Here is a 15324-nt window from a genome sequence, read left to right as displayed (position 1 = left end):
TTTTCACCATTGGCTTCAACACTGTTTTCACCTCCCGTTACTTGATCCCGCTGCTGCCACCACTGATATTCGCTTCATAGACATAACGCTGTCCGAACAGATATACCAATACCATCGGAATGGTCAGGAACAGGGAAGCAATCATAACCAGGTTCCACGGTGGCATCTGTCCGCCACCTACCGTGGTCAGAAGCTGAACACCTAGCGCCAGCGGCATTTTCTCCGGATCATTGATGTAAATGAGCGGCCCCATGAAGTTCCCCCAGTTATAGGAAAACGAGAAAATGGCGATGGCGGCAAGTATCGGATAGGTGAGTGGCATAATGATCTTCCAGTAGATACCCGGATGTCCCATGCCATCGATCATAGCAGCTTCATCAAGCGACTTCGGAATGCTCATGACGAACTGCCTAATGAGAAATACGTTGAAGGCTCCGGCGAAAAAACTCGGCACGATCAGTGGATAGAATGTATTGATCCAATCCAGATGACGGAAGATGATGAACTGCGGCACCATCGTCACTTCGCCCGGAATCATCATCGTACTAAGCAGTACAATGAACAGGAACCGACTGCCTCTCGCCTTGATCCGAGCGAAGCCGTAAGATACGACCGAAGCTGACAATACCGATCCGATAATGGTAATGACGGTAATAATGACTGAATTTTTCAGATAAGTACCCAGATTATTATTCGTGAAGATCGTGTAGAAATTGGACCATTGGAATTCGAGCGGTATGAAGGTAAAGGCTGATTTTACGGTTGTAGCGTCACTCGCCAGTGCGATGGAGATCATGTACAGGAAAGGGGAAGCAAGCAGCACCCCAACCAGAATCAGAAAAATGTAAGATATCGTCTTTTCCACAGTGGATGGATTACTCATTTGCTTTTCCCTCCTCGTAATGCACCCATAGCGCCGACGAACGGAACACAACCAGGGTGAGCGCCATGATGATGATGAACAGCACCCAGGCAATGGCCGATGCATATCCCATTTTGTAGAACTGGAACGCATTTTGGAACAGGTAAGGAACAACCATCTGACTGGCATTGTCCGGTCCACCTGCTGTAACGATGAATACCTGTGCGAACGTCTGGAGCGCCCCGATCATCCCGGTGACGAGATTGAAGAAGATGACGGGAGTCAGCATTGGAAATGTAATGTGGAAGAACGATTGCGAGCTCTTCGCCCCATCAATGGCGGCGGCCTCGTACAGCTCCTGAGGAATACCTTTCATACCCGCCAGCAGCAGTACCACGCCGCCCCCGACGCCCCATAGCGACATGAGGATCAAGGCTGGTTTAACCCAGTTCGGATCAAGCAGCCAGGCCGGACCTTGAATGCCGAAGATGGCAAGCGCCTGGTTGATCAAGCCTTCCGTTGGAGCAAGCAGATGGATGAAGAGCAGTGAGCTTGCAACCACCGGAACGACAGATGGCAGATAGAACAGGATGCGGAAGAAGGTAATACCTTTAATTTTTTTATTGAGGTAATACGCAATCCAGAGCGAGATGGACATGCCCAGCGGAATCGATATTAATGCGTAGAAGAAGGTATTGCCTACGGATTTCCAGAAGATTGGGTCATCGGTCAACAGATTTTGGTAATTGTCCATACCGATGAATTCAGGAGACTGGAACAGATCCCAATTGGTGAAGCTCATGTAGATGGAAAACAGGATCGGACCCAAGGTAAGTCCAAGGAATCCAATCAGCCAAGGCGAGATGAAGATATAGAACCATTTCCCGTCCTTTTTTCTCACGTTAAGCCCTCCCATAACGAAGCGAGCAGACGAAACCCGGATTCATTCATGCCGAATTCCGTCTGTCCCCTGTCGATGCTATTTGTAGATTCTTTCCAGTCCGCTCTGAATTTCAGTCACGGTATCATCCAGTGAGGCTTTATTGTTGAAGTAGACACCCAGCTTGTCGTTAATGAGCTTCATCATTTCATTCCATTGCGGATTGAACGGCTCGGCGTAGATGGTGGACTCGCTGAAAGCAGCCATGTTGATTTTCTTGCCACCATATTCGGCATTCAGGAACTCATCACTGGACAGACCTGCCTTCGTTGCCGGAGCATCCTGACCAGCCTTGATCATCGGTAATTGTGCTTCTGGTGTAGTCAGCGCTTCTATGATTTTGAATGCCTCTTCCTTATGTTTGGATGCGTTCGTAATCGTAAAGCCATTGAAGAAAGCGTTGGTCTCTCCCCATATCGGAGAAATGTCCCAATTGATGCCTTCCACCTTGGCAAGTGAACCGATATTCCAGAATCCCGTCGTCTCCATGGCAATCTTGCCTTGGGCAAACAATGGGTCAGCACCGATATTTCCCATGTCGGCAATCTCGGTTGGCGTTGGTCCCACACCATGCGTGAAGGTCAGATCATTCATGAATTGCAGTGCTTTACGTACAGGTTCGGTATTAAAGGTTGGTTTGCCGCTCTCATCGAACAGGGAACCACCGTTTTGGTAGATCAACTGCATCCATTGCGGCCACCAGCTGCCTGGGTAGTACCCCCATTGAACCGTTTTACCGTTCTCTTTCACTGTCAGCTTCTTAGCAGCAGCGAGCAGGTCTTCCTGCGTCCATTCCTTGGTCGGATATTCCACCCCGGCCTTGTCGAACAGGTCTTTGTTGTAAAAGAGTACCATTGCGCCTGCGCGGTCTGGCATTCCGAACTGTTTGCCATCGAATTTCATCAGGTTGGCGATGTCGTCAGAATAACGCTCTGACATGTTCACATTGTTGGCCTGGATCATATCATCCAGTGATACAATTTGGTTTTTGGAGGCGTACGCCTGATAGTTCTCGGCAATCATCATGATGTCTGGTGCGGTTCCTCCGGCGATCATCGTCTGAACCTTTTGGTCATAGTCCCCGGCAACGACGTTCAGTTTCACATTAATATCGGGGTAGGTCTTCTTCACAATGTCGAGTCTCTCCTGATAAATCTTCTTCTCGTCCTCCGAGCCCCAGATCGTCATGCTCAGATCAACCTTGCCACCAGCTGCACTGCTGTCACCCTTGCTACAGGCTGTCAGACCCATTACCATGACCAGCATCAATAACGAAATGACCTTTAAACTTTTTCTCATACCGCGCGCCCCCTTGAAATATGAATGGAAGATCAGAAAACTGAAACCCGTTTCATGAAATGGGTTTCATAACGTTTAAAATTAAAACCCGTTCCAGTTTATGAAAGGGGTTTCATTTACGACCTCATTATATTTCACCCTCCGAAGAAATGTCAACGCTTTCTTTTTCAAGCATTATCCATTCATCGTGGTGCGGGTCCAGTACTTTGGCGAACAACAAGCTCTGGTTGCAAAATGGTCTGTTTCTTCGGATTACCCTGATTAATTAGCTCATGCAGCTTGTCCACGGCCAGCTTGCCCAGCTGATACGTATTCTGAGAAACAGTTGTCAGTTCCGGTATAACCGCACTTGCGAGCGGCGTATCATCAAAACCGACAATGGAAATATCCTTCGGAATCGATAAGCCATGCTCAATGGTCGCCTTAATCGCACCAATCGCCGTGTAGTCGTTCACACAGATCACCGCAGTTGGAGGGTTTCCACGGTCCAGCAGCTTAGACATCTCCCGTTTGCCATCTTCAATGGAGAAGCTTCCAAGCAGTTGACGCTCTTTCGGAATTTCGAGTCCATGCTCACGCAGTTTTTTCTGAACAGCCTTGACCTTAACCATCGTGGTGGACAACTCTTTCAAACCGCCCACAAAAGCAATATCCCGATGTCCCAGTTCGAGCAAATGTTCAGCAGCCAAAACGGCCCCGGCCCCTTCATCCGTATACACCCGATGGAATCCGCCTTTGGCAATGTTGCCATTGACCAGCACGATTGGCATGCGTTTGCCCATATCAATCAATTCCTGAGCCATCTCATTCGGACAGACCTGCATGTTGATTCGTCCACCGAGAAAAATAATGCCATCTACCCGCTTCTCACGCAAAATGGACAAATACTCGGACTCCCGGCTGTAATCGCCGGCCGTATTGCACAGGAAGAACGTATACCCCAATCCACGTGCCTCGTTCTCAGCTCCCCAGAACACTTCCGGGAAGAAGGGATTCGTAATGTCCGGCAGGATGATTGCAATGGTACCCGTCTCTTTCTTGATCAGACTGCGCGCCTGCGCGTTGGGTTGGAACTGGTGTTTTTCAATGATGGACATGATCTTCTCCCTCGTGCTTGCACGCACAGGTGCCGTATCATTCAGCACACGGGAGACCGTGGATACGGATACGTTCGCTTCTTTGGCGATGTCATATATGGTAATCGGTGTCATATGTGGAACCATCCTTTTTCTCTAATATTCCTGCTTATCATACCAGATAAGGAATCGGGATGAAATGGGTTTCATTCCGAGGCTCCATCGCAGCGTTTCCTCCGTTGATATTCAGGTAATTGAACCGTTGGATCGTATAATCCACCACAGTTGAAATTTCCATCGAATTCAGCCTGCTTCCCCTTCTATTTCACACCAATGTTCCATATATTAGATTGTAAGCGAACTCATAAGGTGATTAGAGGAGTGTGAACGACGTTATGATCATTCAGGTCAGTCCGCTGGCAGAATCAAGACTTAACGCGATGCTGGGAGATCGGCCGGGCTATTTCAAGCTGTTTTATGACACCGATGGATGCGGATGTGATGGTACTGCTGTGCTTCTGATCGTTAACGAGCCGGACAGTGATGACATTCGGATTGAATCCGATTCGCTGCCTTTCCTTATCAACAAACAGCAACAGATTTATTTCGAGCCTTGCCTTCGCCTGCAATCAGAGAACAGTTTCCCTTCCTACCGATTGAGCAGTGATTCCATGATCTATGGCAATCATGTCAAGGTCCATGATCTTCGGGATACCGCAGACACTTCGCCTCAGCCGCTCAGTTGGTTCGTACGATAACTAAGACTGATCTTGAAACTACACATAGGACAAAAGCCGGCACCCATAAGGGTTGACCGGCTTTTGTTGTGGATTTCTCAACAAAATTAATAGATGGACACCGTGTCCGATGGGAGTGAAATGGTAGAGATCGCATCCCATGTGCTCACTTCCTCTATTTCGGTGATGGTCAACTTGGCAAAAAAACTGTATCCTCCGAATCCATCCCTGTCGGTGACAGCGTCCTTGAACGCAGAGAATTTCGTTTTCAAAAAGTTTTGTTTGGAGATGTTCAGATCATATCTAAGCATAATACTCACTTCGATCTTTTCTTCTGTTTTATTCAGTTTATATTCGTCTATGAGCATTTGAAGGGGTTCAAGGATCACTAAAGGGCAGTTTTTTTTCACTTTCACTTTTACTGCTTTGACCACGGGTGCCCTCAGTTGAGCTTCCTGAGCTGAAGCTGCTGAAGGAATGAATAAGAGACATGCGATGAAGCCAATGAATACTTTTCTTCGTGTTTGCATCAAGTTCCCACCTTCTCATTCTGAATTTACAATACTTTCCTATTTGGACGTTGATATAACAATAAATGTTTCGTTGCTAACCTTATTTTCCACATAACAATCTTTCCAATTGATGCATCCGATCTCTATTTATAAAAAAAATAAAACCTCCTCGCCCTTAACTAAACAGGCTTGGAGGTTGAGTTCTATTCTGGTTCAAACTGAACCAAAATTGTTACGCTTTTATTATGCCTTCATGTCAAATGACATCATGCGCTTATTTACTTTGTTTTGAACCGGGATGATGCTTCAGCAAGCTGTTTGGTCAACCCATCGATGGTCTGTACCATCTCTGCCAGATGCTCAGTCATGCCTGACTGTTCCTCCATCGTCGCGGTTACTTCCTCCACGGATGCGGACACTTCTTCACCCGAAGCAGATAAGTTCTGTGCTGCTCCAATGACGTCATCTTTATCGCGTTCAATGGATTCAATCTCGGAGGCAATGCCCTGAACCTGGTCCATCATTTTATTCATATTTTGGGTAACAAAATTGAACGTTTCCTTGGTCTGGCCTACACTGCTCTTTTGCTGTTCAGCAATCGCCTCAATGGCTTGTACACTCCGGTTATTCTGCTCGACGTGATCAATCGTCTGCATCACAATCCGCTTGATATCCTCCGATTGGGCTGTGGTCTGCTCCGCCAGTTTGCGGATCTCCGATGCAACGACGGCAAAGCCACGTCCATGTTCACCCGCCCTAGCGGCTTCAATAGAGGCATTGAGTGCAAGCAGTTTCGTCTGATTCGCAATCTCGGTTATCGTACCTGTAATCTGGTGAATGCCGGAGGAACTTTCAGCGAGCTGCACTGTAATCTTGGAAATATTGCTCACTTCGGCCTCGTTCTGTTCGTTTACCGCAATCAACGCATCAATGACCTCATGGTTGCTCTTGAATGCATCCGTGATCTCATCTGCCTTGAGTTTCACCGACTGTGACATCTCATTGACGTTCTCAATTTTATGGCCCACATTCATGAATTTATCCACTATCGCTTCCGTATCATTGGCTTGCGACTCCATGGCTCGTGAAATTTCAAACGCCGTTGTCGTTGTTTCGGCAATGGAGGTCGAGGTCAGCTGGGTGGAGTGATCCAGCTCGGTTGTACTTGTTTTCAGCACGCTGATGGAATGATTCATACTGGAAATCAGCTGTTGGTTGCCCGCCGCCATCGTGTTAAAGCTGTCCACCAGTTGTTTGAATTCTCCGCTATATTTGCCCTTAGCCTGCACCGTCAGGTCCCCGTCTGCAAGTTGTCTGAACAATGCTGTCAGTCTCGTAATAGGTCTGGTAACCAGCAGGGAGATCAGTATTCCTGCGATGACAGACACCGCAATTGCGCTGAACAGAACAATATACATCTGTTTCGCCATTGCCCCTAACGGCTTCTGCACATCACTTAGTTTATCTTCAACAATGATGGTCCAATCCGATCTTGGAATTTTGGAATAAAAGACGACTTTATCCTTTGTGCTAACATCGCCTTGTTGCAACTGCTCGTTAGAAGGCAAATTAATCAGGGACTGATATTCATCAGACTCAAGCTTCTGCCCCACCATCTTCTCATCGGCTGAATTGAACATCACCATACCGACGCGGTCCAGAATCATGACTTTTCCCTCTTCATTAATGTTGATATTCTGAAGCTGGTCAACGAAAAATGAAGTTGAGGCAGTAGACGCGAGCACGCCTTCCACTTCCTTGTTATCATTGTAGATTGGTATTGCAAAGACCGTTCCCAGCGTCCCCAAAGATTCAGAGATTACACCCTCACTGATGACACTCTGCCCTTGCAGCGCCTGTTGAAAATAAGCACGGCCGGCGCGTTCTCCACCGACCACTTCGGGATTATTCGCTGCAACGACAACGCCTTTCCGATCCAAGAGAATTAGAACACTGTTACCCTCCATTCCTGCCAGGCTGTCTGCCAATATCCCATTGGACTTATCCACGAGTTCACTATTTTCCGAGAAAAAGACATCATCATTCTGTTCTTCGCTATTTCGAATCTCCAGCAATTCCTGGAATGTACGATGTGTTGTAATCAGAAACGTGGACTGTTCTTCCAATGTTAGTGCAGTGAACAAGCCCGCACCAATCCGGTCAGAGGTTGCTTTAATCTCATCCTTGCTTTTGTCGAGGGTAATGACTGCTGCTACCGTGTAAGATAATACCGCAGTTACCGCCAATACGAGGGTTACCAGTAAACCGATCATTAGCGGCAATTTGACTCTGAACGACATGTTGATCATGCGTTCTCTGGCCTTCGCGAATACCAAATGAATCCACCTTCCATTTCATCCTTGATTGTGTCCAATATTGTATGGGTTAACTTTATATCGGTAGATATCAATCAATTGTTCAGCAGGAAAAACGTTTGCACTGAAAATGTTTTTTTAAAACTCATATTCATCTATATATAAATAGAACTATATGTAACTAGTATTATATTTTCTTTAATTTACTCTTTTGGTATAAATAAAAAAGGAAAAAGTATTCGGGACCCGAATACTTTTTCCTTATTTTTTACTTCGTAATGAATTTGCTAAATACAACATTAACATCCCTAAAAAAATAAATAGTATTCCTTCAATTTTGTACGACCAAATTTCTGAGTTAATAAAACTACCAAAGATATCAGTAGTATCAGATTTTACATTTTGATATTCTGCCAAAACCAACATAGCTTTGTCCATACCCCAATCAGTACTTCGAGCAATGAACTGAAATCCAATAACAAATAATACAAAAGAACAAACAAGCGCTAACAAGGAATTCATTTTACTTTTCAAAGTTAGATTCTCCTTTGGTAATATAATATCACTATTGTATGCGCTACCATACTACCAAAATTATGAAATTATGTCTAGTTACCAACCAGTAGTATCTTGCCAGTAAAAGTATAAACCTGTTGGTTCTTTATACTCATAAGTGCCAATATGAGAATCAGAAAATAAACCTTGTTTCCATATCTGGAATGAGTAGTAATTGTATGTTGGTGCGCAGTAAATGGTGTATGTTTTATTTGCAGGAATTTGGATTGGTCCGTATGTTTTGTTGAAGGTGCGAGTTGCCTGATAGGTCGTACCTAGCTTCGCAGCAATCTCTGCACCTCCCCACCCTACTTTCGAAGAAATCTCAGCAGAGAAAGTAGTAGATACACCATCATTAACAGACAAGGATAGAGGTGCTGGGCCTTTTCCAGCCGCGCGATCAATAACATTTCCAGTAATTTGTGTCATATCAATGTTTTTCAGATAATAATCTCCTAACGCAGAAGGAACCACCTGATCACTTGATAGATTGGAACGAGTCTTATCAAAAGGAACATAATAACCTGCAATAATTGTTTCAGGATCAAGTCCTTGTGCTATGGCTTTTTCTTTAAAATTAGGATCAAAAACACCTATTGTACTTGTTTGAGAAATATCATTATTAATCTCTATACCAGGCGTATTAGTACTTAAAACCTGTCCCTCTGATGAAGCAGATGCCACTGTTGAAAATACGGAAGAAAACATAATTGCTGTTAATAGAATTTTCCCATACTTTTTCATAGATTAAAACTCCATTTATTTGATTATTTGGTAATATATTTATATTATATCACATCTAACATGTGAGGTGTGTTCTTTTTCAAATAAAAGTAATTATATCATTTTAAAACACTTTAATTCCATAAAATTCAAATAAATCTTATCTTAATATACTAAACTTAGTCCTCAAATCAAATTGCTTTTAAACTGACGAGCAGGAAGGAGCGATCAGGTGAGTAAGGAATCTATCACAGTACAAGCATTAATAGAGCAAACCATTAATCAGTATGTATCCTCGGATGCTCACATCCTAAGCATGGAAAGTAACCCTATCCAATTGGGACTTCAGGCCGTGGAATTGCTTCGACATCATATTGAATTCCTAGTCAATGGAGTGCAAAAGGACATTTCTGTCATTACGAAGAAAGCCACGTTCATAGAACGCTCTGCATTGACCAGATTATTTTCACAAGGCGCGAATGTGCCATTTAGTCTAACAAGTGAGCCTCATACTGAAGATCGCAGCTTGATCTGCATTCAGGATGTGGACTATCAAACCGATTATAGCCATCTGGATGTGGATCTGCTTCAGAATAAAGAATTACGAGCGCTGGCTTACATACATGGAACGAATATGGGGTTAAAAAAAGAACTGCCATGGATACCCACTGTGGATCGTACTCATATCACCGACATGATGGAAAACCGTTGGAGACCTTCGTGGAACACCGCTATAGAAAGCCCAGCATTCATTGAGGAATTTGGATTACCGATCATATCGGAAATTGAAGCTGTAGCCAGTAACATCGTAGATGATCTTGAAGTTCTGATCAGAGATGAACATATGCATACGATGATCCATAATGATCTGAATCCCGGAAACGTACTGGTACATAACAATGAGGATGTCTATTTTATTGATTGGGAGGAAGCAAGGTACGGCTCCCTGTTCTTCGATATTCCTCTACGCTGTAGCCATATGAGACAAGTAAACATCTATCGGGAGGCCCTGAGTTCCCACGGATACGATATTCCACAAGATCAATTCGAAAAGTATTTCTCCCTGGCATCCCGATACCTTGGCATCCGCTATATGAGTTGGAACCTTGGGGTATGGGAACAACACTCATATGCAAAAGACGACTTGAAAAAGTATATGAAGATGGTAACTCAACCTTTGTTCTCCTAATCCCCTCCTCATTCCAGGTAAACATAAGATGAATTCACTGTTTTACCGGACATAAAAAGGGGATGCCCCATAAGTCATGAATATGACAGGAACATCCCTTGTTCGTGTTATTTTGTTTTAATGAACCTGAGACACGCTATTCGCTTCCATTTGCCCAGATCTGAGATCTAACGAATCACAGAGACGTTATTTCGTCGATTCGGTCGATTTTTTAGGTTTTGACAACGCTTTATGACGAAATAGAGTTACTGAGGTTCGTTAAATCTTGCAATCGTTGATGATCCGCATTTTAAGGTGCGGTAGGTTCATTAGCGCTTGGAGCAAGGCGGAATTCCTTTTGAGACAACCCCTTACATGATAGGGATTCAGCATAAACATTGAAAATCATATGCTTCCATGACCTACATGGCTTACACTTTCTCACAGATAATTATGAACTGATGCTTAACCCAAATCTGCAATTCGCTGTTTAATTCGCGGAAATAAACCAAAAGCATTCTCATAGAATACCTTCTCATGATGCTGCTCCGGCACAAGTCGTCGGACGAATTCTGCATACAGATCGATCGGCGCGAGTGGCCAGTCGGTTCCGAACAGCATTTTCTCGTAATGATCCGAATAGATCAGCGCCCGGCGGAAATGATCCATGAACAAGGGTTCGCTCATAAACCGTTCAAAATGGGGCCGATCACCGACAACAAGGCCTGACAAATCTGCGTAAACGTTCGGATTCTTAGCCACGACTTCAGCGGCATCCATCACCCAAGGATCACCTAAATGGCAGATCATAAAATTCACACCGCGCTGTTGAAAGGCTAATTCGTCCACGGTCAGCGGATGTGCATACTTGAGCAATCCATTCATGGAGTACGTATCCCCCGTATGAATGACTACCGGCACGTTATACTTGGCTGCCAGCTCATAGACCGGTGTGTAGATTTTGTCATACACGTAGTGATGATAGTACCCCGCATATAGTTTGATTCCGGCTACCTCAGGAGCTTGTAATCGTGCTTCAATCCGGTCCAGTTCGTCCTGAGCGTGTTCACCACCAAGGTGGTTTGGATTAATGCCGACGCATTCCATGAGGAATGAAGGAACCTTTTCTTCCAAATCAAGTCCCATCGGGTTGGGAGAACTGGAATCCGGGAATGCTCCCTTCGTCTGCTCCGTAACCCCCATACCAATGCCAAGAATCACGTCGTTCTTATCAAACTCCGCCTTGAGGCCAGCGGCAGAGTAATCCACTTTCGATAAATCTATTGCCGTTCGATGAAAGCTGTCGATATCCGACAGATGGATGTGAATATCAATAATCGGCATATTAAGCCTCCTTTTTACCTTTTGAAGTTGCAAAGTCTAGCTGCAGAAGGCCGCGTACATCCTCTGGATTCAGAGGCATTTGCCCCAAGATTAGATAGGTCGGCTCTGTCCAGACTGTTTCCCCGTTCAGCAGTGGCAGATTGTGATACACATTGTGACCAAGCACCACATTGTTCACAAAGCCCCCAGCGTTCTGATTAGGGTAACGATTCACTGCTTGCAGCATGTCTTTACGCGAAACTGCACCCATTCGCAAGAAACCCTTGGCCTGAAAATATCCGTCTACCTTTCCGAGAGGGTACCGCCCTTGCTCGGGGTGTTCCAACCAACCATCAGCAAAGACAGGCGAGGGTTTGAAGAAATGTTCCTCGGCTAGCGAGTAGTCCAGCACCAATCCACTTTCGTTCGTAACCGAGTGCAGCTCACAAAGAACAGGAACGCCGGGCAGCATGAGGTAATGCTGCTGTACGGTGATTCCCCGATTCGCTTCATGCTTCTCGATGCGGGTCGTGATCTGAATTCCTTTCCAGACGTTACCGAATTCATCCATCTGCTCCGTCCAAGCTGCGCTTCTTTGTTCCAACTGACGGCTGAAACCGTTCATACCAGGGATACCTACACCAAGTCCACCGTACCATGGATTCCACCAGGAACGCGGTGCTGCTTCCGGATACGTGCTGTCCAGCCATTCTTCACCCTGGTACTTCAAGGAATGCACGACACTTCCGAAGCCGGGGGCAGCTGCCATCGAAAGAACTCCATTGCTCACCGTGTACACAGGACCTGCTGGACCTTCTTCAATCACGCAATCAACCGCTGTTCCTGTCTGCGGATACCAGAGGGCGGTACGTTCATGAATCCGATCCTCTCCTTGATATACGGCCCGTACCTTCCAGCCAAACTCACGTTCTTCTGTCTCATCCTTTTCCTCAGGGCAGAATTCCAATTTAGCAGAGCGCAGATCCTGCTCTCGATTTAATTCCATATCAGTAGCTACATGCTCTGGTATGCCACCATTCTGCACGTACAGTTCCAGGTTTCCAGCGAGCGGAACCATCTTCCGTTCAATCAGTTCTGCTGTCAGTACATCCTGGGCGAACGGATTGCCACCACCCAATGCCAGCTCAAGATGGTTGTCCAGCTTCGGTAGAACCGGGCTCCGCCGTTTTTGGGCGAAAGATCGGAAATCCTGCCATTTGGCAAAGGTGTTCAGAGCAAATACGGTCGCCTTCGTTTGCACAACGGCTCCTGCTGGAATCCGGCCAAGCTCATGCTGTAACCCTAGTGTGTGTTCCGGACGAAGCAGCTTCAGGGAAGGGTCCCAATAGATACCGCAAGCACCGTACTCTTCCTTACAGAACAGCCAGTTCTCTGTAATTTGCGAGCTGTCCCAATGGCTCGGATCGCCAGAGTACGCATCACCCATATCCACATAACGGCCTTGGTACGGGAGAATAAGCCGATTACCGAAGAAACCGAAGTTCGTCATCAAGAACATATCTTCTTCCAGCTCTGCGCTGCGAGTATTCCCAATCTCGTGGTGAAATTCAGCGATTCCATTAGCAGACAGCTTGACGACGGTCTTGATCTCTATACCAGGGAAGTCTTCCGATTCATACAGTGCTTCGAGAACTTGGTTTTCTCCCTCCGGATAGATGTTGACTTCCTTGGCTTGTTTCTTGGAAAACTCTTCTGCAAATGGCTTACCCAACTTCGGATAGGTCCACCAGAACTTGTGAACCGAGCCAGGGTATTCAATCCACATGTTGTTCTCTTGCTTGCTCATATGGAGGGAGAATGCACCGTTCACGGCCACCCACTGTTCCCCGTTTTCTCCACCATAACGTCCTTGTGTTCCCTTCATCAGAACAGACAGCTTGGTTGTAAAAGATACCGCTTGTCTATCCGTCGGAACAGCCGTTACCTCTACTTCTCGCGAATAGAGACCATACGAACGCAAGGTAAAGGCTACCGGAACAGAGACTTTCCCTTTTGCAGGAACCGTGAAGCGCACCGAACGTGCTGCCCACTCCAGGAATTCTTCTTCTGGCAGGTCAAAAGTGAACTCTGCTTCGGCATCAAAATTATTCTCCACGTTCAGGTATAACTTAGCAGGAGTGCCTGTATAGAGCTCTTTTACGGGCAACACCGTGTTGATCTTGGCCGGGAATTTCGGGGCAACGCCCATACGAAACTCAGCTTTTCTGCCACCGATCAGCCATGTGCTTGTGACAACGGGATGGGTCTTATTCTGACTTTGCTCCTCTTGAACCGGATCAAGTTGGAATTCGCCCTCCACGATTACCGTTTCTCCCGGAGCAACTGCTCTTGCAGCGTCCAGCGCAAAACGAATATTTTTGTTGTCCTGACCCTTGATCTCGAAATTCAGTTCGGATGCTGAGCGGTTCGTGATCCGGTAGCGAACCTTGTATGCGGAACCAAATACGAGATCATGATCGTCGATCTCTGTGGTAATTTCGTAATCTGGTGTTTCGAGAGCTGTCAGCCCGCGACCCGATTTCTCGAATTCGGCTCGCAAGGAGATATCTCCCTTTTGCCAGGAATAATCAAAGAAATCGAAACCACGCTCCCGTCGGCCATCCGGCTCGATGACGAGTTCGCGAGTGCTGTCTGCGTACCAATCCAGCTCCTCCAAATAAGGAGCAAGTGCTTCCGTCTGTAAGATGGTCGGGATGAAGTTCATCAGATGCACATTTTCATCCTTTTTCTCCCAGAAGAATCCGCATTTCTTATACATCGGGACAGCCTTGGTGTTACCTGCCCATGTGAACAGATCCAGGCGAGGCCATCCCGCTTCCACAGTCTTGCGAACGGCGTTCAGGATCAGATTACGTCCGACCTTGTAGCCGTGATAATCGGGGCGCACATTCAATAGCGGTACATACAGGGCATTCTCGTCATAACGGTAGTGGGCAAAGCTGCAGAAGCCAACAACCTCTGTCTCATGAACAGCAAGAAATACATGAAGATTGGACGAAGTCTCCATCTCCCGGCGAACGGTATCCTCTGTTCTCTGGTTGGTGCCACCTCCCCAACTTTCATTGCTGCGGTTCCACATATCAGCAAGTGCGGCAGCGTAGGAGGGATCGTATTCGATAATGCGGATTTGTTCGATAATCGAAGTTATAGTCATATTTGGATCTCCTTATCTTTATCTATAGGATGGTCTTCGTGGTCATTCGATATGGCCTTTGCCCGTTAGCCGCAGAGATAATACTGGCCATGTTTGAAGAAGCTAACGATAGTCTTATCATACTATAAATGGAAACAATTTCAGAGGATTAAAAATCTTTCTTTCCAACTTATCAGTTCCATTTGGAAGCTCTTGTTCGAAGCGTCAGGATGGACGAATCTATTTAGGTATGAAAGAAAAAAACCACGTCTCTGAGTTAGACGTGGATTTAGGAATATGATCAGCTACTAATCTTCAATTATGCCAATATAGAACGGACATTGCGTAGAACTGATTTCATAGGGATTGGCTCATTAAGCGACATACAACAGCAAAACCCGTTACTCCATTAAATTTATGTTAGTACAGTGGTCGGTCGCCTGGCTGGGGATGATCAAATTAGCTCGTTCCCTTCTGTGCCAAAGTTTATTTCTTCATGTCTTGTATCCTGTTTCACTTTAGAGAGCAAAGTCTTTAGATGGTTACGTAGTTCCTCATTGGACTCTTCAGGCTTGCTTTTTGGACGCAACATGGCAATTCCACACCTTTCGTTTGATTGATGCATGTTCTTAGGTTTCCCAGATCATCCCTACCGGGGTC

The 15324-nt window shown here is 45.9% G+C and carries 13 protein-coding genes; 2 read left to right on the top strand and 11 right to left on the bottom strand.

All coding sequences use genetic code 11. From position 1 onward, the window contains the following. Positions 1–37: 37 nt before the first annotated feature. The 5 genes from BMW94_RS08245 to BMW94_RS31130 all read right to left on the bottom strand — a co-directional run bounded on the left by BMW94_RS08245 (position 38) and on the right by BMW94_RS31130 (position 4475). Positions 38–883 (bottom strand): carbohydrate ABC transporter permease, encoded by an 846-nt coding sequence (locus BMW94_RS08245; RefSeq protein WP_072734634.1) that lies wholly within the window; start codon positions 881–883, stop codon positions 38–40. Beyond that, positions 876–1763 (bottom strand): carbohydrate ABC transporter permease, encoded by an 888-nt coding sequence (locus tag BMW94_RS08240; protein WP_090996830.1) that lies wholly within the window; start codon positions 1761–1763, stop codon positions 876–878. Before BMW94_RS08240 ends, BMW94_RS08245 begins: the two co-directional genes overlap by 8 nt. 78 nt (positions 1764–1841) lie before the next feature. Beyond that, complete coding sequence (locus tag BMW94_RS08235; RefSeq protein WP_090996827.1) at positions 1842–3101, bottom strand: ABC transporter substrate-binding protein; 1260 nt, start codon at positions 3099–3101, stop codon at positions 1842–1844. A gap of 182 nt (positions 3102–3283) precedes the next feature. Continuing rightward, entirely contained in the window at positions 3284–4312 is a 1029-nt protein-coding gene (locus BMW94_RS08230) for a LacI family DNA-binding transcriptional regulator (protein WP_090996824.1), read from the bottom strand. 37 nt (positions 4313–4349) lie between these two features. Then, positions 4350–4475, bottom strand: a complete 126-nt coding sequence (locus BMW94_RS31130; RefSeq protein WP_302847995.1) for a hypothetical protein — start codon at positions 4473–4475, stop codon at positions 4350–4352. An 85-nt stretch (positions 4476–4560) separates the two neighbouring features. Here BMW94_RS31130 and BMW94_RS08225 point away from each other — a divergent pair, with 85 nt between their 5' ends. Next, positions 4561–4935 (top strand): iron-sulfur cluster biosynthesis family protein, encoded by a 375-nt coding sequence (locus BMW94_RS08225; RefSeq protein WP_244192784.1) that lies wholly within the window; start codon positions 4561–4563, stop codon positions 4933–4935. Between the two features lie 86 nt (positions 4936–5021). On the opposite strand, the gene BMW94_RS08220 is transcribed toward BMW94_RS08225, so the two are convergent. From BMW94_RS08220 to BMW94_RS08205, 4 genes are all read right to left on the bottom strand, one after another. Next, on the bottom strand, positions 5022–5444 hold the full coding sequence (locus BMW94_RS08220) for a hypothetical protein (protein WP_090996820.1): 423 nt from the start codon (positions 5442–5444) through the stop codon (positions 5022–5024). Between the two features lie 260 nt (positions 5445–5704). Next, positions 5705–7762, bottom strand: coding sequence for a methyl-accepting chemotaxis protein (locus BMW94_RS08215; protein WP_090996816.1), 2058 nt, complete (start codon positions 7760–7762; stop codon positions 5705–5707). Positions 7763–8002: 240 nt separating this feature from the next. Then, positions 8003–8275, bottom strand: coding sequence for a hypothetical protein (locus tag BMW94_RS08210; protein WP_090996813.1), 273 nt, complete (start codon positions 8273–8275; stop codon positions 8003–8005). Between the two features lie 78 nt (positions 8276–8353). Further along, on the bottom strand, positions 8354–9040 hold the full coding sequence (locus tag BMW94_RS08205) for a hypothetical protein (protein WP_090996810.1): 687 nt from the start codon (positions 9038–9040) through the stop codon (positions 8354–8356). Between the two features lie 211 nt (positions 9041–9251). Between BMW94_RS08205 and BMW94_RS08200 the strand changes: the two genes are divergently transcribed. Next, positions 9252–10208 (top strand): phosphotransferase family protein, encoded by a 957-nt coding sequence (locus BMW94_RS08200; protein ID WP_090996807.1) that lies wholly within the window; start codon positions 9252–9254, stop codon positions 10206–10208. A 444-nt stretch (positions 10209–10652) separates the two neighbouring features. Here BMW94_RS08200 and BMW94_RS08195 read toward each other — a convergent pair whose 3' ends face one another. Then, the gene (locus BMW94_RS08195; protein WP_090996804.1) at positions 10653–11531 is read right to left on the bottom strand and encodes an amidohydrolase family protein; all 879 of its coding nucleotides are present in this window, start codon (positions 11529–11531) and stop codon (positions 10653–10655) included. Position 11532: 1 nt separating this feature from the next. Further along, a complete protein-coding gene (locus BMW94_RS08190; protein ID WP_090996801.1) occupies positions 11533–14685 on the bottom strand; it encodes a GNAT family N-acetyltransferase in 3153 nt (1050 codons plus the stop codon). Between the last annotated feature and the right edge of the window lie 639 nt (positions 14686–15324).

Origin of the sequence: Paenibacillus sp. OK003, from assembly GCF_900109515.1 — a bacterium.
Taxonomy (GTDB): Bacteria; Bacillota; Bacilli; order Paenibacillales; family Paenibacillaceae; genus Paenibacillus; species Paenibacillus marchantiae.
This window is presented reverse-complemented; position numbering and strand designations above follow the sequence as displayed.